26 protein-coding genes and 1 pseudogene are annotated in these 25032 nt (G+C 59.4%); 13 read left to right on the forward strand and 14 right to left on the reverse strand.

The features are described from left to right. Positions 1 to 46: 46 nt before the first annotated feature. Positions 47 to 1159: a M24 family metallopeptidase gene (locus OOF89_RS16045; protein WP_266080154.1), complete on the reverse strand. Its 1113-nt coding sequence runs from the start codon at positions 1157 to 1159 to the stop codon at positions 47 to 49. A 97-nt stretch (positions 1160 to 1256) separates the two neighbouring features. Here OOF89_RS16045 and OOF89_RS16050 point away from each other — a divergent pair, with 97 nt between their 5' ends. The 3 genes from OOF89_RS16050 to OOF89_RS16060 all read left to right on the forward strand — a co-directional run bounded on the left by OOF89_RS16050 (position 1257) and on the right by OOF89_RS16060 (position 3182). Then, on the forward strand, positions 1257 to 2501 hold the full coding sequence (locus tag OOF89_RS16050) for an AI-2E family transporter (protein WP_266080156.1): 1245 nt from the start codon (positions 1257 to 1259) through the stop codon (positions 2499 to 2501). A gap of 99 nt (positions 2502 to 2600) precedes the next feature. Then, a complete protein-coding gene (locus OOF89_RS16055; RefSeq protein WP_266080158.1) occupies positions 2601 to 2855 on the forward strand; it encodes a DUF7504 family protein in 255 nt (84 codons plus the stop codon). Between the two features lie 15 nt (positions 2856 to 2870). Beyond that, the gene (locus OOF89_RS16060; protein ID WP_266080160.1) at positions 2871 to 3182 is read left to right on the forward strand and encodes a DUF7504 family protein; all 312 of its coding nucleotides are present in this window, start codon (positions 2871 to 2873) and stop codon (positions 3180 to 3182) included. 51 nt (positions 3183 to 3233) lie between these two features. Here OOF89_RS16060 and OOF89_RS16065 read toward each other — a convergent pair whose 3' ends face one another. Then, positions 3234 to 3512 carry a hypothetical protein gene (locus tag OOF89_RS16065; RefSeq protein ID WP_266080162.1) on the reverse strand — a complete coding sequence of 93 codons (279 nt, stop codon included), beginning with the start codon at positions 3510 to 3512 and terminating at the stop codon, positions 3234 to 3236. Positions 3513 to 3541: 29 nt separating this feature from the next. On the opposite strand from OOF89_RS16065, the gene OOF89_RS16070 reads away from it, so the two are divergent. Further along, positions 3542 to 3823: a hypothetical protein gene (locus OOF89_RS16070; protein ID WP_266080164.1), complete on the forward strand. Its 282-nt coding sequence runs from the start codon at positions 3542 to 3544 to the stop codon at positions 3821 to 3823. Positions 3824 to 3856: 33 nt separating this feature from the next. Here the strand turns inward: OOF89_RS16070 and OOF89_RS16075 are convergent, their stop codons facing one another. Together OOF89_RS16075 and OOF89_RS16080 are read right to left on the reverse strand one after the other, a co-directional pair. Continuing rightward, positions 3857 to 4591 (reverse strand): CPBP family intramembrane glutamic endopeptidase, encoded by a 735-nt coding sequence (locus OOF89_RS16075; RefSeq protein WP_266080166.1) that lies wholly within the window; start codon positions 4589 to 4591, stop codon positions 3857 to 3859. Beyond that, entirely contained in the window at positions 4588 to 5520 is a 933-nt protein-coding gene (locus tag OOF89_RS16080) for an NAD-dependent epimerase/dehydratase family protein (RefSeq protein ID WP_266080168.1), read from the reverse strand. Before OOF89_RS16080 ends, OOF89_RS16075 begins: the two co-directional genes overlap by 4 nt. Before the next feature lie 211 nt (positions 5521 to 5731). On the opposite strand from OOF89_RS16080, the gene OOF89_RS16085 reads away from it, so the two are divergent. Continuing rightward, positions 5732 to 6175, forward strand: coding sequence for a hypothetical protein (locus OOF89_RS16085; RefSeq protein ID WP_266080171.1), 444 nt, complete (start codon positions 5732 to 5734; stop codon positions 6173 to 6175). A 66-nt stretch (positions 6176 to 6241) separates the two neighbouring features. Here the strand turns inward: OOF89_RS16085 and OOF89_RS16090 are convergent. Together OOF89_RS16090 and OOF89_RS16095 are read right to left on the reverse strand one after the other, a co-directional pair. Then, positions 6242 to 7150: pseudogene (locus OOF89_RS16090) on the reverse strand (PQQ-dependent sugar dehydrogenase); the annotation flags it as partial. A 320-nt stretch (positions 7151 to 7470) separates the two neighbouring features. Next, positions 7471 to 7917 carry a hypothetical protein gene (locus OOF89_RS16095; RefSeq protein ID WP_266080173.1) on the reverse strand — a complete coding sequence of 149 codons (447 nt, stop codon included), beginning with the start codon at positions 7915 to 7917 and terminating at the stop codon, positions 7471 to 7473. 97 nt (positions 7918 to 8014) lie between these two features. Between OOF89_RS16095 and OOF89_RS16100 the strand changes: the two genes are divergently transcribed. Next, the gene (locus tag OOF89_RS16100) at positions 8015 to 8749 is read left to right on the forward strand and encodes a sporulation protein (protein ID WP_266080175.1); all 735 of its coding nucleotides are present in this window, start codon (positions 8015 to 8017) and stop codon (positions 8747 to 8749) included. Between the two features lie 18 nt (positions 8750 to 8767). Here the strand turns inward: OOF89_RS16100 and OOF89_RS16105 are convergent, their stop codons facing one another. Next, entirely contained in the window at positions 8768 to 10078 is a 1311-nt protein-coding gene (locus OOF89_RS16105) for a dicarboxylate/amino acid:cation symporter (RefSeq protein ID WP_266080177.1), read from the reverse strand. 204 nt (positions 10079 to 10282) lie between these two features. Here OOF89_RS16105 and OOF89_RS16110 point away from each other — a divergent pair, with 204 nt between their 5' ends. The 3 genes from OOF89_RS16110 to OOF89_RS16120 all read left to right on the forward strand — a co-directional run bounded on the left by OOF89_RS16110 (position 10283) and on the right by OOF89_RS16120 (position 11443). Beyond that, entirely contained in the window at positions 10283 to 10630 is a 348-nt protein-coding gene (locus tag OOF89_RS16110) for a thioredoxin family protein (protein ID WP_266080179.1), read from the forward strand. A gap of 75 nt (positions 10631 to 10705) precedes the next feature. After that, complete coding sequence (locus tag OOF89_RS16115) at positions 10706 to 10957, forward strand: Sec-independent protein translocase subunit TatA/TatB (RefSeq protein ID WP_266080181.1); 252 nt, start codon at positions 10706 to 10708, stop codon at positions 10955 to 10957. A gap of 135 nt (positions 10958 to 11092) precedes the next feature. Beyond that, positions 11093 to 11443 (forward strand): hypothetical protein, encoded by a 351-nt coding sequence (locus OOF89_RS16120; protein WP_266080183.1) that lies wholly within the window; start codon positions 11093 to 11095, stop codon positions 11441 to 11443. On the opposite strand, the gene ggt is transcribed toward OOF89_RS16120, so the two are convergent. Next, positions 11440 to 13110, reverse strand: coding sequence for a gamma-glutamyltransferase (gene ggt, locus OOF89_RS16125; RefSeq protein WP_266080185.1), 1671 nt, complete (start codon positions 13108 to 13110; stop codon positions 11440 to 11442). The two genes, OOF89_RS16120 and ggt, sit on opposite strands and share 4 nt — an antisense overlap. 87 nt (positions 13111 to 13197) lie before the next feature. Between ggt and OOF89_RS16130 the strand changes: the two genes are divergently transcribed. Further along, entirely contained in the window at positions 13198 to 13854 is a 657-nt protein-coding gene (locus OOF89_RS16130) for a DUF1028 domain-containing protein (RefSeq protein WP_266080187.1), read from the forward strand. Positions 13855 to 13972: 118 nt separating this feature from the next. Here OOF89_RS16130 and OOF89_RS16135 read toward each other — a convergent pair whose 3' ends face one another. Genes OOF89_RS16135 through OOF89_RS16155 form a run of 5 tightly spaced genes read right to left on the reverse strand, consistent with a single transcriptional unit; the run spans position 13973 to position 19972 of the window. Continuing rightward, positions 13973 to 15292 (reverse strand): ABC transporter ATP-binding protein, encoded by a 1320-nt coding sequence (locus tag OOF89_RS16135; protein WP_266080189.1) that lies wholly within the window; start codon positions 15290 to 15292, stop codon positions 13973 to 13975. Next, positions 15289 to 16350 (reverse strand): ABC transporter ATP-binding protein, encoded by a 1062-nt coding sequence (locus OOF89_RS16140; RefSeq protein WP_266080191.1) that lies wholly within the window; start codon positions 16348 to 16350, stop codon positions 15289 to 15291. Before OOF89_RS16140 ends, OOF89_RS16135 begins: the two co-directional genes overlap by 4 nt. Next, positions 16347 to 17345: an ABC transporter permease gene (locus tag OOF89_RS16145; RefSeq protein WP_266080193.1), complete on the reverse strand. Its 999-nt coding sequence runs from the start codon at positions 17343 to 17345 to the stop codon at positions 16347 to 16349. The genes OOF89_RS16140 and OOF89_RS16145 overlap by 4 nt, the downstream gene beginning before the upstream one ends. Then, the gene (locus OOF89_RS16150) at positions 17342 to 18295 is read right to left on the reverse strand and encodes an ABC transporter permease (protein ID WP_266080195.1); all 954 of its coding nucleotides are present in this window, start codon (positions 18293 to 18295) and stop codon (positions 17342 to 17344) included. Before OOF89_RS16150 ends, OOF89_RS16145 begins: the two co-directional genes overlap by 4 nt. Continuing rightward, positions 18296 to 19972 (reverse strand): ABC transporter substrate-binding protein, encoded by a 1677-nt coding sequence (locus OOF89_RS16155; RefSeq protein WP_266080197.1) that lies wholly within the window; start codon positions 19970 to 19972, stop codon positions 18296 to 18298. 148 nt (positions 19973 to 20120) lie between these two features. Here OOF89_RS16155 and OOF89_RS16160 point away from each other — a divergent pair, with 148 nt between their 5' ends. Further along, entirely contained in the window at positions 20121 to 20834 is a 714-nt protein-coding gene (locus OOF89_RS16160; protein ID WP_266080199.1) for a helix-turn-helix domain-containing protein, read from the forward strand. On the opposite strand, the gene OOF89_RS16165 is transcribed toward OOF89_RS16160, so the two are convergent. Continuing rightward, positions 20802 to 22025 (reverse strand): MFS transporter, encoded by a 1224-nt coding sequence (locus tag OOF89_RS16165; protein WP_266080588.1) that lies wholly within the window; start codon positions 22023 to 22025, stop codon positions 20802 to 20804. The genes OOF89_RS16160 and OOF89_RS16165 overlap by 33 nt on opposite strands. 106 nt (positions 22026 to 22131) lie before the next feature. Between OOF89_RS16165 and OOF89_RS16170 the strand changes: the two genes are divergently transcribed. After that, positions 22132 to 23850, forward strand: coding sequence for a thiamine pyrophosphate-binding protein (locus OOF89_RS16170; protein WP_266080201.1), 1719 nt, complete (start codon positions 22132 to 22134; stop codon positions 23848 to 23850). A gap of 95 nt (positions 23851 to 23945) precedes the next feature. Next, entirely contained in the window at positions 23946 to 24911 is a 966-nt protein-coding gene (locus OOF89_RS16175) for an NAD-dependent epimerase/dehydratase family protein (protein WP_266080203.1), read from the forward strand. The last annotated feature ends 121 nt before the right edge of the window (positions 24912 to 25032 follow it).

Genomic DNA, 25032 nt, shown 5'->3' on the forward strand with positions numbered 1-25032 from the left:
CCGACCGAATACAACGGCGGATGGGCGCTCAAATATTCGAACGTTCTTACAGCGCCTGCCACGTCCGAGGGGAGTCGTTGAGGCGTTCACAGCCGTTCTCGGTGACGACGACCAAATCCTCGATTCGGACGCCGAACTCGCCGGGGATGTAGATGCCGGGTTCGACGCTGAAGACCATCCCAGTTTGGAGTTTCAAGTCGTTCCCCGAAACGATGTACGGCCCTTCGTGAACGTCCAGGCCGACGCCGTGACCGGTTCGATGAATGAACGCCTCGCCGTACCCGTAGGATTCGATGACCTCACGCGTGGCGGCGTCCACCGATTCGGCGGTGATGCCGGGCTCGACGGCCTCGACGCCCGCTCGTTGCGCTTCACGGACGGCACGATGGACGCGGTCGAACTCTTCGGGCGGCGTCCCGGAGAAGACGACGGTCCGGGTCTGGTCACCCGGGTACCCATCCACGAATGCGCCGAAATCGAGGACGACGGGGTCGCCGTATCCGATCCGTCTGTCGCCACATCCGTGGTGGGGTTTCGCCCCGTTAGGTCCGGAACCGACGATGGTGTCGAAAGCGGGTTTCTCGCCGCCCGCGTCGTCGAGTCTCGACTCGATTTCCCGTGCCAACTCGCGTTCGGTCATCCCGATCGCTTCCTCGCCGAGTTCGCGGATTTCGACACAAACGTCGTCTGCGACCTCACCGGCACGCCGCAAGGAATCGATTTCGGTCTCGTCCTTGCGCATACGAAGCGGTTCCATCACGTCGCTGGCGAGGCCGAACGTCGCATCCGGGAGGGCTGTTCGAAGATCTTGGGTGAACAGCGCCCACATCGTGTCGTCCACGAGCAGATGCTTTCCGTCGAGCTCGAGCTCGTCGGCTACCGTGCCGACGAGTTCGAGGGGGTCGTCCCCGTCGCTCCACGTACGCACGTCGGAGATCCACGACTCGTCCGCGATTTGCTCGCCGTACATGTCCGGGACGACGAAGACCGGATCACCGGAGGTCGGAATGAACGAGAAGAGGTGACGCTCACCGGGATGCTCGCGGAATCCGGAGAGGTAAAAGAGGTTCGTACTCGGGAACAAGACTACTGCATCCGCATCGACCGTTCGGAGTCGCTGTTGACACCGACGGGTTCGTTCCTCGTAAGCGTCCGTCATGGGTATTGCTGTCGTTGGGTGTGCGTAAAAATTACACTCTTTCGGCGGTCCCATCACGGATCGGTTCCGGTGCGATCCGACCCCGAGTGCTATACCAGTGAGCGACGTAGAACGGGGTATGGGTGGGGAACAGGGGCAACTGCGGGACAGACCGCGCCTCGCATGGTGGGTCGTCGGTCTCATCTTCGGAATCGTGACGCTCTTCGTTTTCTATACGTTCATCGGGACGTTCGCACTCGGACTGTTCATGTACTACGCGACGCGACCGATATACGACCGACTGGAGTCACGACTGGGGCATCCGGGAGTGACCGCGATACTGTCGTTGCTTGCCATCGCATTCCCCATCCTCGTGCTGGTCGCTTATGCCGTCGCGGTCAGCGCGATGGAAGTCGCCGAAATCGCAGGGGGATCGGTCGAGGGGTACGAGGGCATTCTCCGACCCTATCTCGACCTCTCGTCGCTAACGGTTCATCCCCACCGGATAATCGAACTCGCACGCGAGAGTCAAGACGCGTTCGTTCGCCTCGGCGGACCGGAACTGCTCGGCGGCATCGTAACCGCCGCGAGCACGTTCGGACTGACGCTCTTACAACTGTTCGTCGCGTTAGCGCTGGCGTTCTATCTCCTATGGGACGATGACAAACTCGTCCGCTGGTTTGTCCGTGACATCGGTGGCAAACGAAGTACGGTGTACAGCTACGGGTCGGCGGTCGATAGCAACCTGCAGACGGTGTACTTCGGAAGCATTCTGCAAGCGTTCATCGTCGCACTCGCCGCGGGGGTTGTGTACAACCTCGCCGACTTCGTCGCCCCACCTGGGTTGTCGATTCCCCTTCCGACCCTGCTCGGTCTGCTAACTGGCGTTGCCAGCCTCATCCCCCACGTCGGGACGAAGCTGGTGTACGTTCCGATCGCAGTGTCGCTCGTGATCCGGGCATTTGAACAAGGGATAACCCTCCTTTGGTTCCCGCTCGTGTTTGTGGTCGTCGTCGTGCTCGTCTTGGACGTAGTTACCGAAGCCGTCATTCGACCGTACACGGCGGGTCGAAACCTGCACGTTGGGCTGATGTCCTTCGCGTATATCTTCGGCCCGCTGTTGTTCGGATGGTATGGATTGTTCGTCGGACCGCTGTTGCTCGTCCTCCTCGTTCAGTTCAACCGCATCGTCCTTCCTGAATTGATGCGGGGGGAGCCACTCCCAGTTCGACAGCTGACGGACGATATCGAATCCGTTCCGGAAGCGGAAGGACAAGAGGAGCAGGATGAGACGAGCGAGGATTCGACGTCGCAGGCAGCAGAGCGGTCGCAACCGGAGGGCGACGAAGAAACCGGAAACTGACCCGATGAAGCGTCGCGGGCTCGGATGACCGGAGAGGAATCGAAATAACCAACCGAAAGTAGTATAAAATATATTATCATTCGAGGATTACCAATACGGATGCTACCCGTGCGGGACCAGTATCGAAGCGGAGACGGGCGTGATTTCGACGACACGCTGCGCGCTCTCAAACGACAGGGATGCACCCTGTTAGTGACCGGCGCAGTGTCCGCGCGAGTGACTGCGCAAGCGACACAGCGTTTACTGGGTGACCCGCACCGCGAGCGAAAGCGTCGTCTCGTTTTTACAGATGCTCGGGCGAACACATCGAGAACAGCTTCCCACCGGGTGTTCGACGCGCCGAACAGACCGTAAGGGTTATCAAATCGTATGGGAACGCCGTCGGCCGCGGATGGGGACGATCTTTCGGCGATCGATGGCGATAACGAACTCGAATACCTGCTCGAAGCCGACGACCGCTCCTCGACAAAGCGATTTCTCCGGGCGGTCAACGCGCTCGTCTGCGGCGTCGACGGTATCGGATACGTTCATCTTCCGCTTCCTGACGATTCACCGATAGTACGGGGGTTGTCGCCGCTATTCGACGCGCGCATCGAACTTCGAAAGCGGGAAGCACTGGTCCCGGAACAGCGCTGGCACGCTCCACAACATGACACCACGACGCTTTGGTCGCAGTTGTAACCGAACACCGTGGCAACTCCTCAGTCCGATTCGTTAGATAGACGATAGCCATCAGTACTGCTCCCGTTCGATCTCGTCCAGATGACGGCGGATTCGGTCGAATTTCGAGACATCGACGAAGGCATACTCCGCACCGCCAAAAAAGGAATCCGGAACTTCGGAATCGGTGAGAAGTAGTTCGGGGTCCGAATCGACGTGATTCACTTTTTGGAAGGGGATGACACGGGCGAGCGGTGGGTCATCGTTAAGACAAACCACGGCGTTTTCTTGGACGAGAACGGCGTCGTATTCCTGTGCTTCGTATTCGTCTACCGCGAAGACGGTCGGCATAGGTAACTGGACGCGGAGCAAGATATTAAATGGACGCGACGGAACTCGACCGGCGATTGCGCGAGGAGTTCGACTCTCCAGAAGGAGCACGTCGAGTGGTCGTCCGACAGGCACGTGACCTCGTCGATTCGGGGGAGTATCGAAACGATACAGGTGTCGAACTGAGCGCCGAGGCGATCGTCTCGCATCTCCTGGACGCGCCGAGCGAGCGGTCGCTTCCCGAAAAGTGGAACTGGTGGATGGGATCGCTTGGAATCGCGTACGGTGGATATACGGAATTCCTCATCGTCCGGTGGCAACGGACGGAGTGAAAAGGTGAAACAGCGGAGTGCCCCGAACTACCATTACGACGGGAGTTGTCCGGTCATCATCAGATACGCTAGTGCAAACTGGAGCGCGTTGAACGCGCCATGAATCAAAGCAGGAACGACGAGGTTTCGGGTATATTCGTATGCCGCACCGAGTATTGGGGAGAGAACGAAGAGGATACCAAGATAGACGAGTTTGCCCGCCCCCTGCAGCGAGAAAACGTGGACGAACGCGAAGATGAGACTCGCCAGCGCGATGGCGGGCCACGGACCGAACGTCTCTCGGAGTCGTTCCTGCACCACACCTCGGTAGAGCAGTTCCTCCCCAGGTCCGATGAGGAGGAACGAGAGCGGAATCAACAGGAGGAATACCCGTGGGTCCTCCTCCCCAAGTGTGGAGAGTTCGTTCTGTGCGGACTGAATCCCGAACGTCGTCAGCACGAGTGACACCGCGATAAGTCCGCCGTAGAAGACGACGAACCCGCCAGCAAACCAGCCGAAATCGCGGAGCGTCGGGACACGCACTTTGATATAGCCGATTCCTCTGCCAGTGTATCGCAGATACGCCAGCGCGAACAGGCCGAAGGCGACGCCCTGTCCCATCACGACCGAAACGGCGACGAGTAGCGACGGACGACGAAGAACGGGGATGCCGAGCGCGATTAGTGAGAACGCGGCGAGAAGAACGATTACAGCGGCGAATGCGTAACCGCCGAGTCCCAGTCCAACCGCGGCGAACAGCGCTCTGGAACGCGAGTTCCAAAGCGTCATTTCGACCCCTCCCGGACCCACGCTACAGTGCGACGAATTCCTTCGTCGTAGCCCGTACGTGGTTCGAAGCCGACCGCTTCTCGGATCGCCTCATCGGACATCGTCGTATCGTGCGCGTATACGTGGAGAATTTCGCGTACGAGTTCGAGTCGTTCGCTGAACAGCGCACCTCCTTGAAGCACCCACGGCGGAACCCCCTTGATTCGACCGTCGGTTCCAGCGATATCGTACACGCGCTGGACGAAGGTTTCAACCGTGGTTGGGTCCGTACCGACGGTAAACCGACGGTCAGCAGTAGGTCGGTCCGCGACGGAAACCAATGCTCGCGCCGCGTCCTCGATGAAGACGAACTCGTGTGGAACGTCCACGGGGGCGGGGAACAGCACGTTTCGACCGGCGATAGGTCGCTCGAGCAGCGGGCGAACTAGGTCGTTCGTTACGCCCGGGCCGTAGAAATCGGGCAGGTGAACGACCGTGGTCGGGAACGAAGCGTTGATGAGCGTCTCGTCGGTCTCGGCCTTTATTTTTGCCACGCGGGTAGGTGGGTCGATAGGTGTGTCAGGCGTAATCGGTGGCACCGACGTTCCGAATACCCACGTGTTTCCGGGGTAGACGAGATGAGCATCTGTTTCGCCAACCGCCGTGGCGAGTAGGCGTGCCGATTCGAGGTTGTGGTAGTAGTTGGTGAGCGGAAAATTGATGCAGTGAAAAACTACGTCCACGTTTCGAACTGCTCGACGAACATTGAGTGGAACGAGAACGTTACCCCGAACGACTTCGACCTCTGCTTGAGGAAATCGCTCACGGAAGCGCTGATCACTCCGGACGAAAACGCGGATTCGATCGTCCGGGTTCGATTCGAGCAGTCGTTCGACGACGGCACTCCCCAACGCGCCAGTCGCTCCTGTGACGAGATATCGTACCCCCATTCCACCCTCCGCATCCCGATTCTACGTCGAGGGTAGTCATTGTTGTGTAAATAATTTTTTATATTTTCCGATGTATATGGGAGGATGTGGTGAAACAAAACTCGGTCAATGCTCGGGGAGGGATGTACCATCGGAGGACGAGGTTCAGGGCATCCGGGCGAAAATTCCGATAGCCGAAATCCCTTCCCTCACCGAGTCACGAGAGTAGATCATGCGCGTCGAAGCCATCGGGGCAGGTGTGTTGGTCGAACTCATTGCCGTGGCAGTCGGTGCAACCCTTCCCCTCCCACCGGAACTGCGAATAAACGCGGGAGTCGCGCTTCTAACGATCGGACTCGCAGGTGGGTACGTTGCTGGACGGGTCGCCGGCGGGAACTGGCGAAAGGGCATCCTTCATGGCTCGTTCGCGGGAGCGATCGGCGGCGTCGTACTCGCGGTCGTTCTCGGCTATACGATGGTGACGCCGGGGAGCGAAGTCGGTGCACTCTGGGGGCTGAACTATCTGATAGCGACGGGTGGCCTTCCGACGGAGTTCGCCGCGGTGTACGACCGACAACTCGCAATCGTGTTTCCGGCGCTGATAGGCGTTCTTCTCGCTATCGAAGGCGCGGTTGCTGGTGGTGCAGCCGGAACCGTGAGCGTCGAACCGCCATAGGGAGTCCAACGGAGGATTCGGTCGTCTTCGTTCGCTGGTAACCCGCGACCGTCCCCGGTTGCTGGTGGCGAAATACAGACCGTCGGGTCCAGCGACGACGCTTCGGAGACGGCCGAACTTGCCTTCGAACAGCCGTTCGTCGGATTCGACCGTCCGGCCATCGGAACCGAACCGCACTCGATGTAGGTGCTCACTCGCCAACGTTCCGAAGTAGAACGAACCGTCGTAGAACGCCGCGCTCGCCGGTGCGATGGTCGGGGTATACGACGCGAGAGGGTCGGTAAATGCTGGATCCTCGCTTTCACCGGTAACGACCGGCCATCCGTAGTTGTTCCCCTGCTCTATGCGGTTGATTTCGTCGTCCGTATCGGGGCCGTGCTCGGTGCTGTACAGGGTGCCCATTTTCGGATGGAATGTAAGGCCCTCGGGGTTGCGGTGGCCGTAGCTGAACACCGCTCATTCGCAGTCGGGCACCGACCCATCGGGTTCGAGACGAAGAATCGAACCGTGTAGCGTCTCCGGGTTCTGTGCAAGTTCGGGTCGATCCGCATCACCGACCGAGGCGTAGAGATAGCCGTCCGGTCCGAAGGTGAGACGACCGCCCGTGTGTCGCTGTGCACCGGGGATATCGTCGAAAATCACGGCTTCACGTTCGAGGTCGCCGTCCGCGAGACGGTAGCGAAGGATGCGCTGTGAAATGCCGTCGTCCTCGTAGGTGTGAAACAGGTAAAGGTGCGGCGTAGTAGGGAAATCGGGGTGAAGCGTGAATCCGAGCAGACCGCCCTCACCGACCGCGTTCGTGTCGTCGATTTCGGCGAGGAACTCGACCCCATCGGAGTCGAGTCGATTGACGCGCCCCGACCGCTCAGTGAAGTAGAGCGTTGCGTCGGGTAAGAAATCAGTACCCCACGGGATTTCGAGGACGGTCGCAACCGTCTCGACGGCGGAATCCTGTTGAGCAGCACGTTCATCCATCTCCTGCAGTGAATCGGTGCGGGAGGCGTGAACGGATGATTCGTGGTGTGCTCCGGACGTCGTGTTGCCGGTCACGACGCCAACCGAAAGGAGGACACCGGTACTGGCGAGGAGCTGTCTTCTGGTACTGGATGGCACAGAATACCGAACACATTGATCAGGAATTAATTTTTACTAAATTTTAATAATTATCTAGAAAATCAGTGGTGAAGATAGTCGAACGAGGAACAGTTACCCGGAGAAACAGTGCATGGATTCGTTGCGATGCACATCCCATCAAATCATGATGACCCACTTCCAAGAAGTTTCGAGGCATTCGACTACTTGAGTTCGATCATAATTACGTCTCGGGGGTCACGTGTGCCTTGAATATAGCAAGTTCGGGTGGTGCGACGGACATCGAACACGTGGAACGAGACGACCAATCGACCTGCCGAAACCGTCGCCCGAAGAATCGGCCCGCGACTGGTCAGGGCGACGTATGGCGGGGCCGGGACTGGCGTTGCCTGCATCGAAAACCCGGCGGCGGAAACCGCCTCGGCGAGAATCGTTGAAAACACCGGCAGTAGTCCGGATTCGTGGAGTTCTCTCGATAGCGGTTCGACGACTTCCTCGCGGTCCGTGGTCGCCTGGAAGGTCGTTTCGCCGACTGTCGCCTCGTCGTTCCACGACTCGGCGACCCTGTCTGCACAGCGAATGACGGCGGTAATCGTTTCTTCGTGTTCGCCGAGGATGTACTCGCGAATCGCTGTTTCCGGGTCGACCATCGCTCTATGACGCGTCTTGAGGGGACAAAACCGTGTCGAACGATAGCATCCACAGGAGAGAAAGTTTATATCGGAATTGGATAGAACTTCCGATGGAATGAGACGAATCCTCTCCCGCGTCGGAATCGGCTCCGCTCGTGTCGATACGGTCCTCCCGAAGACCACGCTCACTGCAGGTGAATCCGTGCAGGCCGAAGTCCACGTCGAAGGTGGTTCGACCGAGCAGGAAGTAGACGCGATCTATTTCGCCCTGTTGACACGGTACAAAACCGACGACAGCACCCGAACGGGCGTCATCGACAAGTTCCAGGTCGCGGACCCGTTCACGATCGCTCCGAACGAGGAGAAGACGTTCCCCATCACCATCGACGTTCCCCTCGATACGCCCATTACTGCCGGTCGAACGAACGTCTGGCTCGAAACCGGTCTCGATATCGACTGGGCAGTTGACCCCGACGACAAAGACCCAGTTCAGATCGATCCCGGTCCACGACTCTCGACGTTCCTCGACGCGCTTGATTCGCTCGGATTCACCCTCCGAACCGCGAAATGCGAGAAAGCGCCCGGCGGACTGTTCTCAAGTCACCAGTTCGTTCAGGAACTGGAGTTCGTTCCCCACTCCGGCCCGTTTAGCGGCAAACTCGACGAGCTCGAAGTCGTCCCGACGGAAACCGAATCTGAACTCGAATCGAAGTTGGAAATCGACCGCAGAGGCGGCCTCCTCTCGGAAATGGCGGACATTGATGAGCGATGGACACAGCTTACGTTTACGAACGAGAGCGCGAGCGAGATGAAATCGAAGCTCCACGACGAAATCGAGCGACACGCCTGAAATCGTTCATTCACGCCACTAATCGTCGGACGATACCCCGACGCTCGGCCTGTCCCGCATATCAGTCCACACCCCGCTTTCGAGGTCGATGGCGTCGTTCCACTTGCCTGCCAGTGACGAGACTGCAAGGTCGCCAGTCACGTTGTTCATTGTCGCAATACGGCCCAAAATCGGGTCCACACCCGCGACGAAGCCGACGATTTCGAGCGGAAGGCCCGCGGCGTTCAGGATAATGGTGAGCATAATGAGCCCCGCACCGGGAACACCTGCGGTTCCGATACTGACGAGGACGACGGTTGCGAGGATGACGACTTGATCGGCGAGGCCGAGGGAAACGCCGACCACGTTTGCGGCAAACACTGCCGTCACTGCCTGCCGGATCGCGGCACCATCCATGTTGATGGTCGCACCGAGCGGAAGCGAAAAGCCATACACGCTCTCGTCGATGCGGAGGTGCTCCTCGGCATCGGTAATCGTCACCGGGAGCGTCCCGCTGGACGACCGAATGCTAAACGCCGTCACCATGGCGTCTCTCGCACCGCTCAGGAACGCGAGCGGTGACTGCCCGAGTCCGGCCATCGTGATGAGACCGAGATACGTAACCGAGATGTGAATCGCAATTCCGAGCGCGATAACGCCGACGAGCGAAGCGAGCGAAAACAACGCGCCGACACCGTTTTGTCCGAGCGAGGATGCGACGAGGGCGAAGACACCGATAACTCCGAATTCCATCACGCCCCAGACGATGGCGAACAGTGCTTCGGTTCCCGCGTCGATAGCACGGAAGATCCCTTCGACGCCCTCACGGATTCGGGCGTCGTCGGTTTGGTCACGGACGAGCGCGAGCGCGAGTCCGAACACGACGACGAAGAAGATGGTTGCGAGAAGGTCGCCATTTACCATCGCCGAGAGTGGATTTTCGGGGACGATTCCGAGGATGACCTCCGAGAGTTGAGGAGCCTCCGCGGATTTCGCTTCCCCGCCGGTGAATTCGACGCCCGTTCCGGGGTTGATGAGGTTCGCGACACCCAACCCGATGCCGGCGGCGATAGCAGTCGTCGCCATGTAGAGGAAGACGACAACGCCGCCGACTCGTCCGAGACGAGCCGGGGAGAGTCGCTTCATTCCCGAAATGATGGTAAAGATGACCAACGGAACGACGAGCATCTTGAGGAGACGCAAGAAGAGATCGCCCACCGGTTGCAGGTTCGTCGCCGGTTGTCCGAACGAAAGGCCGACAACCGCGCCGAGGACGAACCCCAGCGAGATTCGATACACGATCGGGACGGCACGATAGCGCCGCCATAGATTCCGAATTGTCGTACTCATGTGCGTTATTACTAGCAGAATATTCAATTTCTGTCGAATGCGTCTAGTACTACCGGTATCTCAGACACCTTCGAAGCGTCAGTTCGACGATGATACCGTGGAACGCGGTAGCGTGGCGAGCAGCAACAGCTGACACGGTATGAAAACAGGTCGAACGGACGGGGAACGTGAACGCCAAGTGCGAGAGACGTAAAAATAGCGTTCGTGAGCGAGCAATCGGACTCCGATAAACCGCTTCGTGTCGAAGACGGCAAGGAACTCGACCGAATCATCGACCAACACGGCCTCGTCCTGGTCGATTGCTATACGAAAGGTTGTACCCTCTGTCAGGCCATCGAACCGGTAGTCGGAAACGTCGCCCGAGTCACCGACGCGACGGTGGTGATGGTGAATCCGGCAAACGATCTCTCGCTTGTAGAAGAATATGCCATCCGGAGCGTTCCGACGCTCCTGTTGTTCGAAAACGGTCAACTCGTTGGTCGGATGGCGGACGGGTTTCAGGGAACGGATGCAGTGGTCGAGTTCGTGAGAGCGACCACGAAACGAGAGTAGGGTCGTGAAGTCATTGTTATCCCTTAACAAGGAGCAAAAAACCTATAAATACCTACGTGTGATTGTTTATCACAGATGGTAGTTGAAACGATTCCGCTGTTCGGGCCGGTTCCCGGTGGGATGGAACTCGCGGTGATCCTGCTCATCGCAGTACTCCTGTTCGGTGCTAACAAGATTCCCAAACTCGCACGTTCCACGGGCGAAGCCATGGGCGAATTCAAGAAAGGACGACAGGAAGTCGAAACCGAACTCCGCGAGATGCAGGAGTCCGACTCGACGACCGATACGACGAGCGACTCGACCGTCGAAGCAGAGCCGGAAGCATAACCCGGATTCGGGGGGCGGCATATACTCGGCCCGACGATTTTTGGAGAATCAGTGGTACAGTGACTACTTCGACGCGAAAGTGTCCCCCGTTGGCCGACCACAACGGAAAAGTCACTCTCCCGCAAACGGAACACTATGGCCGACGACACGACAGAGGCAGACAGCGACGACGCGAACGAACATTCCGAACAGTCAGGGTCGGGACTCGGGACGCTTCTCCTAGTCGGATTTTCGTTTATCGCGGGCTACCTCGTCGGAAAGAGCCACGGAAGCGAGTCGAACCTGCGTGAAGGACTCGACGATTTCGGAAGGACCGAAAAAGGACCGATGGAAATCGAGATACAGGGAACAGAAGATGAGTTGGCTGCTGAATCGGGAACTGAAGAGTTGGAGGACGAAACCGAACCTGAGACCGAAGAAGACGGGGAGGAGTCGGTCGCGGAGGAAGCGGAACCCGACGACGAAAACGAAGAAACGGAAGGCTAGTATCCAGTAGCAGTACCGTCTTTTCGCGGTTCAGTCGCCCCGGAAAGCACACCGTTCTCGTTTCTCACTATCTGTGCACCGCCGAAAAGCGACGGCGGGAGTACCCGGACGTCGTGACCCTTTCGGACGAGTTTCGAAGCGAGGTTCCCATCGGTCCGTCCTTCGACTGCGAGCGTACCTTCCTCCCGGTAGCGCCATCGTGGGTGGTCGAGCGCAGCCTGGAGCGGCATATCGTAATCGACGATGTTGGAAATCACCTGCGCGTGCCCTTGCGGTTGCATGTACCCCCCCATGACACCGAAAGCAGCCCAGTCGTCGTCGCCAAACCGTGCGAGCGCTGGAACGAGGGTGTGGAACGGACGCTTTCCGGGTTCGAGACGGTTCGGATGGTCGGGATCGAGCGAGAACGATGCGCCGCGATTTTGAAGGCTGATACCGGTATCGCCAGCGACCAGTCCCGACCCGAATCCAGCGAACCGTGAATTGATGTACGAGACGACGTTGCCTTCGGCATCCGCAACGCAGAGCAGGACGGTGTCGGCGTCCTCGGCGTGTGCATCCGGAACGCCGAAACTCACGTCGTGATTCGTCTCGGTTCCGACGTGCTTTGCGCGTTTTTTTGCCCACGAATCGGACGCAAGTGGCGGGATTTTTTCGTACTCCGGGTCAGTGATGTACCGGTGTCCGTCGTGGAAGGCGAGTTTCATCGCCTCCGCGAAGTAATGAACGCGCTCCGGCGAGTCGAGCGGGTGGTCACCGGCACCGATCTCCTCGGCGATGTTGAGCGCCTCCAGCGCTATAAGGCCCTGATTGTTCGGTGGGAGTTCGAATATCTCCGTCCCTCGATACGTGGTCGAAACCGGGTCGATGAACTCGGGTTCAAACGAAGTGAGGTCGTCAACCGTTAGAAAACCACCCTCCGACTGGACTTCGTCGGCTATTTGCTCGGCGATATCGCCTTCGTACAGGACGTCCGCACCTTCCTCCGCGATTCGACGGAGACTTTCGCCGAGTCGGGGAAGTGTCATCGTCTCGCCGACGCTCGGGGCGGTTCCCTCCTTCAGATACGCCTCGCGGGCGTGATCGGATGTAAAAAGCGTTTCCGCGCCGGTCCAATGGGATGCGATGACCTCCGAGACGGGATACCCACCAATCGCGTAATCGATAGCCGGTTGGAGTGTGTCACCGAGTGATAGAGTCCCGAGTTGCTCTACCGTCGCCTCCCACCCGCGTGCAGTCCCGGGAACGGTGACGGCGTGTGGTCCGAGAAATGGCATTCCGAGGGTATCCGTGTCATCGCTGTCATCGACCGCATATCCTCGGTTCTCCGGATACCACGACGATGGGTCGTCGTGATTTTCAATAGCGGAACGAACGTTTTCGATGGTCGCATCGGCGGGCGCACCACCACAACTTCGCATCGCACCGACTTCGCCGTCGGCAGTGCGATAGAGTGCGAATACATCACCACCAAGGCCGGTACTCGTGGGCTCGACCACGTTGAGCGCGGCAGCAGTGGCGACGGCGGCGTCGAACGCATTTCCCCCATTCCGAAGAATCGAGACACCGGCTTGTGCCGCGAGGGGCTGGCTCGTCGCGACGATTCCGTTTGGCGCGTAGACAGTAGACCGTCGGGACGTGAACCGATCCAAATCTGGTTTCGTCATACCATGCCATACACGGAAACGGCCCTAAAATACCCACCAAATAGTTTCGGTGCCGGGTTTAGGGAAGCGTGATTATACTGGTATCGTATGACGTTCTCGATCTGCGTTCGGGAAGAATCCGACGAGGGAACCAGTTTCGGAGTCGCCGTCTCGACCGACGCGCCGGCGGTTGGCGCACTCGCGCCGTGTATCAGCCACGACGGGGTCATCAGCACTCAGAGTTTCGTCAACGTGTGTCTGGGCCGCCGCGGGATCGCGCTCCTCCCGGACATCGCCGTGGACGATGCGCTGAAAGGCCTGCTCGAGCAGGATGACCACAGCGACCTCCGACAGGTTCACGGACTCGATGTGCGCGGAAACGCCTTCGCCTATTCGGGAGACGGCTGTGACGGGTGGTTCGGCCACCGGGTTCACGAGGAACACGACCTCACGGTCGCCGGGAACATGCTCGTCGGGGAGGAGACGCTGGAGACGCTGGCCGAAACCTTCGTCGCGAGCGAGGGAGAGGACGACCTTGTCTCCAGACTCATCGATGCATTGGCCGCCGGAAAAGAAGCGGGCGGCGACAAACGCGGCCACACCTCCGCGGCGGTGATGGTGAAAGCACCACGAACCATGGCCCACCACGATTTGCGAGTCGATGCGCACGATGAACCGATCGCGGAACTCAAGCGTGTCTACGAAACCGCGAAGGAGGCGAGCGAGGGATTCAGTGAATCCTCGAAGGAGCGAATCTTCGACTAAGAACGGCTCTGCTGGCTCGACAATCGTCGAACCATGATCGGAGAAGTTAGATAGGAATCGACCGAAGTAGTCCGCACCTGTAGTACCGAAACGTCGTTCCGAAACCGTAGAAGGGTAGCTACACGGACCCGTCCGATTCCACTCGGTGGCAGGCCGCGGCGTGAGCCTCACCCGCTTGCACTACCTGCGGCGTTTCCCGCTCGCACGGTGACGGAAACGCCGCTATAACGGCCTCTTCCGCTTGATCGCGCCGTTCGGCCGCCAGTTCGGTGGCGGCCTTCCGAACCGCATCGACCGCCTCCGGTGGTAAGTCCGCCGAATCGCAGGGAAGCAACTGCGTCACGAGATACGACGCGACGCTCTCGTCGTCGGTTCGTTTCCCCTCCGCCGAAAGTCGCGTTTTCGCCGCGTGGGGGTCGAGTTCGCCCGACAAGACGCGATTTCGGAACGTGAAAGCGCTCCTGAATTCCTCCTCAGTTCCCGGCCAGTCGTCCGGCGGAATCACCATCGGACAACGAGTATGAAACCGGCACCCGGACGGCGGATTCAGCGGTGAGGGAACCGTCCCTTCGAGGATGATTCGCTCGTCGCGGTCGCCGGGGTCGATTCGCGGCACCGCCGACAGCAACGATTTCGTGTAGGGGTGCTGCGGGTCGTCGTACAGTTCCGCGACGGGAGCGGTTTCCACGATTTTTCCGAGATACATCACTGCTACGCGGTCCGCGACGTGACGAACCACGCTCAGATTGTGGGCGATGAAGACGAGTGACAGGCCGAACTCGTCTTGTAGCTCATCGAGCAAGTTGAGGATCTGGGCCTGTACGGACACGTCCAGCGCGGACACCGGTTCGTCGGCGATTATGAGTTCTGGTTCCAGCGACAGTGCACGAGCGATACCGACGCGCTGTTGCTGGCCGCCGGAAAACTGGTTCGGGTAGCGGTCGATGTGCGCCGGTTTCAACCCGACTCGCTGGAGGAGTTCCTTCGCACGCTCCAGTCGTTCCTCCGCGTTGGCACCGATTCCGTGAACCTCCATCGGGGCGGTGAGGATTTCACCGACCGTCTGCCGCGGGTTCAGGGAAGCCAGCGGGTCTTGGAATATCATCTGGAGGTTCCGACGATACGGGCGCATTTCGCTCGCCGACAGTTCGGTGATGTCCTCGCCGTGGTAGGTCACCGACCCCGCGGTCGCGTCGTGCAGGTTGAGAACCGTCCGACCGAGGGTGCTCTTTCCGCATCCCGATTCGCCGACGATTGCGAGCGTTTCACCTTCGTGAACCGTGAGGTCCACGCCGTCCACCGCCCGGACGCTTCCGGTTTCGCCGACCAATCGGTCGAGAACGCCGCTCGACTGGTCGAAGTGTTTTTTCAATCCGCGAACGGTCAAGAGCGGTTCGCCGTCGGTTCGTTTCTTGTGTTTTGTCGTCTGCATGCTCATAACCGTTCCTCCTGTGGTCCGCGGCGAAGACATGCCGCAACGTGGCCCTCGTCGTTTTTCGTTCCGTATTCCGTTGATTTCCCGACCGGTCTGAAGTCAGGGTCGGTTTCGTAGCATTCCCGCGTCGCCTCCGGACACCGCGGAGCGAAGTGGCATGCGAAAGGAATATCGATGAGGTCCGGGACGTTGCCCCCTATCGGTTGAAGCGCCTCGGTCGGTGCATCGAGTCGGGGCGTACTGGCGATGAGGCCTTGCGTGTAGGGATGTTGTGGGTTGCGGAACAGTTCTCCCGTCTCCGCACGCTCCACGATTTTACCGGCGTACATCACGTTGACGCGGTCACAAACCTCCGCGACGACCGCGAGATCGTGCGTAATGAGGAGGATTGCCGTGTCGAAGGCCTCCTTCAAGTCTCGGAGTTCGTCGAGAATCTGGGCCTGAATCGTTACGTCGAGCGCCGTCGTCGGTTCGTCCGCAATGAGCAGGTCGGGTTCCGCGGCGAGCGCCATTGCAATCATCGCACGCTGGCGCATACCACCCGAGAACTCGTGTGGGAAATCGGTCGCCCGAGTTTCAGGTTCCGGAATCTCGACGCTCTCGAGCATTTCGATCGCTTTCCGCCACGCTTCACCGTTTTTCGAGGAGCCGATGAGTTTGCGCTTGAGTTCGGCGGGGAGGCTGATCGACTCGCCGACCGGTTGGTGGAGTCGAATCATCTCGGCGATCTGTTCACCGACGGTCAACGTCGGATTGAGGCTGTTCATCGGGTCTTGGAACACCATCGAAATCGTACCGCCGCGGATCTCGCGGCGCTCCGATTCAGGCAGTTCGAACAACGAATCGCCGTGCAGTCGGATATCGCCGCCAGCGATCTCGCCCGGCTCCTCGACGATTCCCATGATGGTGTCGGCGAGGACGCTCTTTCCGGAACCGGACTCGCCGACGAGACCGACGATTTCGCCGGGTTCGATTCGCAGGTCGACCTCGTTCACGGCATCGACCGTCCCCCTCGGCGTCGGGAATCGAGTGTGGACCTTTTCGACTTCGAGGAGACTCATCTGTTTTCGACCTCCCCTTCGCTCACATCGAAGATGTCGCGCAGACCGTCGCCGAGCATGTTGAACGCGAGCACCGTCAGCATGATTGCGAGGCCCGGCATGACGCTAATCCACCACGCTTGGTCGATGAACTGGCGACCGTCGGAGAGGAGCAGGCCCCACGTCGGGGTCGTCGGCTTGACGCCGAGTCCGAGGAAGGACAAGCCAGCCTCCGCGAGGATTGCCAGCGGAATCATCAACGTCGCCTGCACGATGAGTGGGGCGACCGCATTCGGCAGGATCTCTTTCGTCATGATTCTGCGATTACTCATACCAATCGCGCGGGCCGCCATGACGTACTCCTCCTCGCGGAGCGACAGCACCTCACCCCTGACGAGGCGAGCAAAATCGTCGATGTACGCGATACCGATCGCGATGACGACGTTCGTGACGCCCAATCCGCCGGAGATGGCGATGATACCGACGCCGAGGATGAGTTCGGGGAACGCCCACTGGAAGTCCACATAGCGCATCAACACGCTATCGATCCACCCACCGTAGAAACCCGCAAGGAGACCTATCGACGTACCGAGCGTGAACGCGACTGCAACCGTCGCGAGGGCGACGAGGAGCGAAACGCGCGCGCCGTATATCATCCGTGAAAGGACGTCGTGGCCGAACGAGTCAGTTCCGAGCGGATGCCAGACGCGTTCAGTTCCGGCGTCGTCATCGTAGTTTCCCTCCGAATAGCTGTTCGGCCCCTGCATGAAGCCGAACGAGGCTTCTGGGTCGTGCGGTGCGACATACGGCGCGAACACCGCCGTAAAAATGAACAGGACGACGATGACGGCTCCGAACAGCGCCATTTTGTCGCCCAATATGCCCTCGACAACTCGCTGGCGGGTGGTTTTGTGTTCTTCGTACTGTTCTTCTTCCTGATATTCTGGCGGAACGTCGGCTGGCCCGGGTTCGGCGGGCGTGCTCGGGCCGACGCCCGGTTCGGTGTGTTCCGTCATTGGGAGCCTCCGTAGCCGATGCGGGGGTCGATGACCGTGTAGACGAGGTCCACCGCAAGGTTCGTGAACACCATCACGGCGGCGACGATGAGGATGACCGCCTGGGTCACCGGGTAGTTTCTATCGAGCATCGAGTCGACGAGCAGTCGCCCGAGACCCTGAATGCCGAAGACCAGTTCGACCGTGACGCTGCCGACGAGCACCAGCGCGAGTTGGATGCCCGCGACGGTGATCACAGGAATCAACGCGTTCTGGAGCGCGTGCTTGTATAGCATCACGCGGTTGCTGACGCCTTTCGCGCGAGCGGTTCGGATGTACGGCTTGTTCAGCACTTCCAACAGCGACGAACGCATCATCCGCATCACGACCGCGGCGTACGGCAGTCCGACGGCGATACCGGGGAGCAGGATGCTCTCCAACCACGGCCGAATTCCTTCGCTCGGCGGCGTATACCCGAAGACAGGGAGGAGGTTCAGCCACACGCCGAACACCAGTGCCAACAGGATACCGACGAAGAACGCGGGCATCGAGACGCCGAGGAACGCCGTAACGGTCGCCACATAATCGACTCCCTCACCCTTACGGGTCGCGCTGAGAATGCCGGTTGGAACTGCAACGCCAAGACCGATGATGATGGCGAGAACGCCGATAGAGAGCGTTTTCGGCGCGGCCTGTCCCACGAGCGTGGAGACGGGTTGGCCGGTGCTGAGGCTCTGGCCGAAGTTCAACGTGAGCATGTCAAACAGCCAGTCGAAATACTGCATGTACAGCGGCCTATCCAGTCCCAGTTTGGCGCGAAGGGCCTCAATCGCTTGCGGGGTCGCCTCCTGTCCGAGCATGGTGCGAACCGGACCGCCCGGTATCAGGCGGAGTCCGAAAAACACCGTAGTCGCCACTAACCACATGATGAAGGCGGCGTGCACCACCCGTTTCGCGACGTACTGGCGCATCTACCCCTCGACCCACGTCGTGTGGAAATTGCGCATGAATGGGATGTGAGAAAACCCCTTCACGGTGGAGCGTTTCGCGGCGATGTCCTCCTGATGCATCAGGTAAGCGTGCGGAGCTTGCTTGATAAGGTGGTCTTCCAACTGCTGGAGCGCTTTCTTGCGCTCCGCACGTTCGAGCGCCGTGCGCTGTTTCGCTAGGAGTTCGTGGGTTTTGTCGTCCTCGAAATTCACCCAGTTCCAGACGCCGCCGTCGTCCGGCTTGCGATAGAAGTTCCAAAGCGACTGGTCGGGGTCCGGGTCGCCGACACTGCCGCTGATGGTGGTGTCGTAGTCACCCTTCTCGTAGCGTTCCCAGTAGGTCGAACTGGTTACCTGCTCGATGCTAACGTCGAACCCGGCTTTGTTCAACTGCTGACGCATCGCCTTCGCGCCACGAAGGCTACTCTGGGTGGTCAGAATGTGGAAGGATGCTCCTTCGGCACCCGCCTCCTTGATGAGTTTCTTTCCTGCTTCCGGGTCGTACTGTTGGTCCGTCGGCTTGTCGTCACGCCAGACCCAGTTCGTTGCCTTGTTGATCGGTCCCGTGTCGGGAAGCGCGTTTCCGAAGTAAGCCGCGTTCACGTACGCCTCGTTGTCGATGGATTTGGCGATACCCATCCGGGCTTTTCTCGAACTGAAGGGGTCACGACGCTGGTTCATTGCGAACCCGTACCAGTTGATACCCGGCGCGGCGAGTTTATCGACGTCGCGCGACTGTTCGATTTTCTTGACGTTTTGAAGTGGAACGAGGTTGGTGAAGTCGATGTCGCCGCTCCGAAGCGCGTTTACGAGTGTCGCGGGTTCCGGAATGGGTTTGATGTCGATACCATCCAAGTACGGGAGCGAATTCCCCTCACCGTCTTCCCCGAAGTAGTCATCGAACGCATCGAGCGTGATTCCGGACCCGATTTCGTGTTTCGTTACCTTGAACGGTCCCGTTCCGACCGGTTTCACCTTGTACTGCTCCGCACCCATCTTCTCGATGGCGTCCTTGCAGACGATGGTCGCCGCACGACCGGGACCCCGCGTGAGGTAGATGAGTGCGGGAGCCATCGGTTCTTCGAAGTTGAGTTCGACAGTGTGGTCGTTCTTGACGACGACACCGCCGTCGTCGACCGCTTTGAGCGACTCCAGTTTGGAAGCCGCGGGGGCTTCTTCCGATATGGTCCGGTCGATGGTATATTTCACGTCCTCGGCGGTGAAATCCGACCCGTCGTGGAATTTCACACCGCTACGAAGGTCGAACGTGAACTTCGTCCCGTCGTCGCTGACCGTCCAATCTTTCGCGAGATCGCCTTGAATCGTGAGGTCTTTTTTCAGCGTGACGAGGCCGTTGAACACGTTTGCGGCCACTTGGAAGTACTGTCCGACGCTGATAAACGGAGGATCTAGCACGTCGATACTGCCGGTGAACCAGCCCGCACTGAGCCGACCACCGCGCTGCCCCTCGGACGGTACACCGGTAGTTCCGTCGCCTTTCCCGCTTCCGTCACCGCTTCCACTACCGTCGCCACTGCCACCGCTGGTACAACCGGCTAAACTGGTGATTCCAGCCGCACCGAGGAGTTTCATCGTCGTCCGGCGGTCGATGACCGGACCGCTCAGGTCGGCATCCGGAATATTGCTACTTTTTCCCATGGTATACTGGTACACATGAACAGACCCACTTCGTTATATCCCCGAATATATTCGTGTTAGAACCCACCATACAAGAAATGATAGACCAACAGCATTTTTATTTCTCCAATGCGAAGGTTGACTTCGGTTGGTTTCGTAAACTACCGGCATGCGAGAAGTGACGTTCCGGGTACGACATCACGGCGAACCCGAGAGCGACATCAGCGCTGACTATCCAGCAATTACGATTCGCTCCGTCTCCTCGATGACGGGACGCGCCGCGGAGCGAAAACGAATCATCGAAATCACCGGTCCGGAGACCTCAGTCGCGGGATTTCTCGACGAGTTCGCCGCCGCCCCTGCTGTATTGAGCGTCGACCGGTTGACTCGCCTCGACGTTCCGCGCGTCCTCGTCGCCGTCACCATCGACAGCTATCAGTGGGACAGCATTTCACAACGGTTGGCCGACCTGGGAGTCCACTATCGGACCGGGGCAACTATCGAAGCAGGTTGGGAACGCTGGACGCTGTACCTGGACGAATCGGACGACCTGAACGAGATCATTGCATCACTCGAACGGGCGGGAAACGAGACCGACCTCATTCGAAACGTCGAAGTGGACGAGGTGGCCGAGCACGAACGGTTGGAGTTTTCCCGGGTGCTCAGCAACCTCACAAGCAGACAACGTGAAGTTCTCGGGACCGCCATAGAACTCGGCTACTATCAACCGAAAAAAGGGACGAGTATCGAAGACATCGCCGACGCGGTCGGAATCGCGTCGACCACAGCGTGGGAGCATCTCGCTCGCGCGGAGACGAAAGTAATGGAAGAGGTCGGAAACAAGATCACTTCAACTGGCGCTCGGTCCCCGAATCGAGAGTAGCGTTCCGAGCAAAGACGCGACAACCGCGAATCCGGCAAGCACCGCGAAGAGAACGGTCGGCGAGAAATATTGAAGCACGACACCTGCGATCGTAGCGCCGAGCGCGCCGACGCCGAACACTCCGAGATAGGTGTAGCCGTACGAAATTCCACGTGCTTCAGGCGGCGTGTACTCGGCGACAGTGGCCTGATAGAGCGGTTGCACGACGAACAAGAAGAATCCGAGGACGAAGCTGACGGCGAGCAAGGGAACGAGTCCGGCGTTCGAGGCGGGCACGAAGACCAGTGCGATTATCGCCAGGATTCCGAACGAGGCCGCGATACCGTGAGCGTTTTTCACCCTGTCGGTGAGTTTCCCGCCGACGTATTGCCCGGCCATTCCAACCGTCAGCAGGCCGGCGTATAGGTACCGTGCAGGCTGTAGTGATTCTCCAGCGAACGCAACGGGTGCGAACATCGGCAGTTGACCCAGAAGATCCGGCAGGAAGGTCAGTACGCCGCGATAATAGAGTCCTGACATCATGACGATGCCGAAAACGACGACGAACCACCCGGCGAACAACATTCGTGAGGTGGTGAAAAACTCGGAAAGCGAAGAGACACCGCCGTCAGCACGGGTTTCCTGTCCCTCGACCGCCGCCGACTCGTCAATTTCGGTTCGGAACGCGAGGAAGGCCGCGATGAGCGCCGGAATAGCGAGGATTCCGACGACGGTTCGCCAGTCGAACACGAGCAGGAGGAGCGTCGTGGCGAGCGGTCCGAACGCGATACCGAAGTTTCCGGCCATGCCGTGGTACGCGAACGCGCTTCCGCGTTCGCTGACACCTTTACTGAGGAGCGCGAGTCCGGAGGGATGGTAGACACTGGCCGAGATACCCCACAGCACGAGTGCCAACGCGACCACAGCGAGCGTCGGTGCAACTGAAAGCAGGAGGAACGATCCAGCCATGCCGAGCAGGCAGAGAACGATGAGACTCCGCGAACCGTAGGAGTCGGAGAGGACGCCACCTGGCAGTGCTCCGATTCCGAACAGTGCGTATCCGACGCCGACGACGATTCCGAGCGTCCCCGTCGTCGTATGAAACTCCGAGAGCCAGACGGTGAGAAAGATGGGAAACGAGAGTTCGTAGGTGTGAACCATCGCATGTGCGAGCATGGTGAGTCCGACGATGGTTCGGTCGTTGCGGTTCACAGTGGGTGTTGGTTCGGTATCGGTTATAAAATGTGGCCCGAATCGAATCGGGTTCACTTCGATAACCGACAGAACAAAGTCCGCAGGGTGGGTGGCTTCGGCTAGCATGACAGGTGCTGACGACGAGGGGGAGACGACGAGCGAATCACTAGTTTCCATACTCGAGTCGCTGGGTGTCGAGTACGTGTTCGGGTACCCCGGTGGACGAGTCATCGAACTGTTGGACGACCTGCCGGAGTCCGACGTAGGTGTCGTTCGACCACGTGACGAACGTGAGGGAAGCGTCATGGCCGAGATGTACGGTCGCCTACACGGGAAACCCGCAGTCCTCGCCGGACAGGGGCCATGGATCGGAAGCCTCGGTGTCATCGGTCAGATGGAGGCCCGTCTCGCCTCGTCGCCGATGGTCGTCCTGACCGAGGCGAGCGAGCGTGGCGACTACTCGACGCTCGCCCCCTATCAGCAATCGCGGGGCGATTACGGCGGTCTCTCACTCCCGAAGATATTGGACGGCGTGACGAAAGAGCACTGGTTCCCGCGAACGCCGACCGAAACCCTACGAAGCGTCCAACTGGCGTTCAAACACGCGACGGCCGGTCGGTCGGGACCGACCGCCGTCATCCTCGATGGGGGAGCGATCACGGACGAAGTGCCGAGCGACCCGATACCGCCAGTGTGGGACAGCGAGAAGCAGGTACGGAACTGGGAGTCGAAACCGACTGACGACGACGTCGCGGACTCGAAAACGGCACTCGAATCCGCCGAGCGTCCCGTCATCGTCGCCGGGAACGGCGTTCACTCCGCGAACGCCTACGATGAACTGCAGGAGGTCGCAGAGGCGTACGATGCAGTGGTGTCGACCTCTTACCTCGGAAAATCGACGATTCCGGAGACGCACGAACTCGCCGCGGGCGTCATCGGGTCGTTCGGTCACGAAGGTGCGAATCGAGTCGTCAGCGAAGCCGACGCCCTCCTTATCGTCGGGTGTCGAATGAACCCGATGGATACGAACTGGCAAGCGTCGTCGTTCATTCGGCCCGACGAACAAACCATCATTCACGCCGACATCGATACCCGGAACGCAGGGTGGGTCTATCCCGCCGACGTGGGACTCATCGGCGATGCGAAGGAGAGCCTTCAGGCGCTCTCCGACGCCGGAAGCGCCGAAAACGACTGGGCGCGAGAGCGAGCGAAGACGGCACGCGAGTCGTTTTTCACCGAGAAGTGCGAGAGCGATGCGTCCCCCATCAAACCCCAGCGCGCAGTAACGGAAATCGAGGCGCTGGTTGACGAGGACACCATCGTCACTGCCGATTCGGGCAACAACCGATTCTGGCTGCTGAACTACCTACAGACGCCTGCAGTCCGCACCTACTTCGGCAGTGGTGGCGTCGGTGGAATGGGATGGTCAGCCCCCGCCGCGGTGAGCGCCGCCATCTCGACAGAGAAAGACGTTATCGGCGTCGCTGGCGACGGTGGATTCACGATGACGATGACCAGCGTGGAAGTAGCCGTCGAATACGGCGTCGCGCCGACCTTCGTCATCCTGAACGACACCAGCCTCGGCATGGTACGTCAGATGCAAGAGGAAGACGGTGACATTGCGGGTGTCGAGTTCCACGATACGGATTTCGTGAAAGTGGCTGAAGGGTTCGGTGCTGACGGAACACGCGTCACGACGCCGGACGAACTCACCGACGCACTTCGAGAAGGAAAGAAAAGCGACCTCCCCTTCGTCATCGACGCGCGAATCGACCGTGAAGAAGACATGGCCGAACAACTGCAATCGTCGTTCTACGCGGAAGTCGGCGGGCTACACGAGTGACATCGGGAACGGTCGGATCGGCTGCGAATCGGGTCGGGACAATCGGCTGACAACGGGAAGAAAACCTTTTCCTGCCACCCCGTGACTGAAAAATCATGAACCAAAGCGAGACGGTGCTCGTCACCGGTGGAACAGGCTTCATCGGATCGTACACGGCCAAAGACCTCGTCGAACACGGCCACGATGTGGTCGCATACGACCTCTCGACCGACACGCGAATTCTGGAGAAGCTCGGCGTCGCCGACGACGTGGAGGTCCGCCGCGGAGACCTCTCCGATCCGACGGACGTGGTTCGCGCGGTCAAGGAGACGGGGGCAACGCGGATCGTTCACCTCGCCGCACTCCTGACGAACACGGCACGCGAGAATCCACGACTCGCGATCGATGTCAACATTCAGGGGACGAACAACGTTTTCGAAGCGGCGCGCACGCTTTCGGATCAAATCGAGCGAGTGGCGTGGGCATCCAGCGCGGCGGTCTTCGCCCCACCCGTGAACTACGACAACGGATGGGTCACGGAAGACGACCTCGTCTACCCCGACACGCTATACGGCGCGACGAAGGAGTTCAACGAACATCAAGCGAAGGTGTATTTCGAGGACCACGACCTCTCGCATGTCGCCCTTCGACCGACCGTTGCATACGGACCGTATCGCGAAACAGGTGGGTCAGCGTTCCTCGCCAACATCATCGAAAAGCCCGCGCTCGGCGAATCGTTCAGTGTGGAGTACGGCGACCAAGTCATCGACTGGCAGCACGTCGAGGATATCGCGCAGGCGTTCCGTCTGGCGGCGTTCGCTCCCGAAGAGGATATCGACCAGCGCGTCTACAACGTCCGCGGGACCGTAGCGACGATTCGGGAAGCCGCTGAGACGGTCGAACGGATCATGCCCGACGCGGACGTGGAGGTATCCGACGAGGGCGAACTACCGTGGACACAGAAACTCGACATGGCGGCGATTCAGGAGGAGTTGGGCTACGAACCGCAGTACGACTTGGAGAGTGGCTTCCGGAAGTACATCAACGTGCTTCGGAAAGAGAACGGATTGGAAGAAGTCTGAACCCGAAAAGTAGCGCATAGATTCTATTTCCGTATTCGGTGCAAGGACGGGAAAATCCGAATTTTGATGCGCCCTCTTTTGGGTTTCTGGATAGATTTCTGAGAAAATATCCCGATAGATA

It is taken from the genome of Haladaptatus caseinilyticus, assembly GCF_026248685.1.
GTDB classification, from domain to species: domain Archaea; phylum Halobacteriota; class Halobacteria; order Halobacteriales; family Haladaptataceae; genus Haladaptatus; species Haladaptatus caseinilyticus.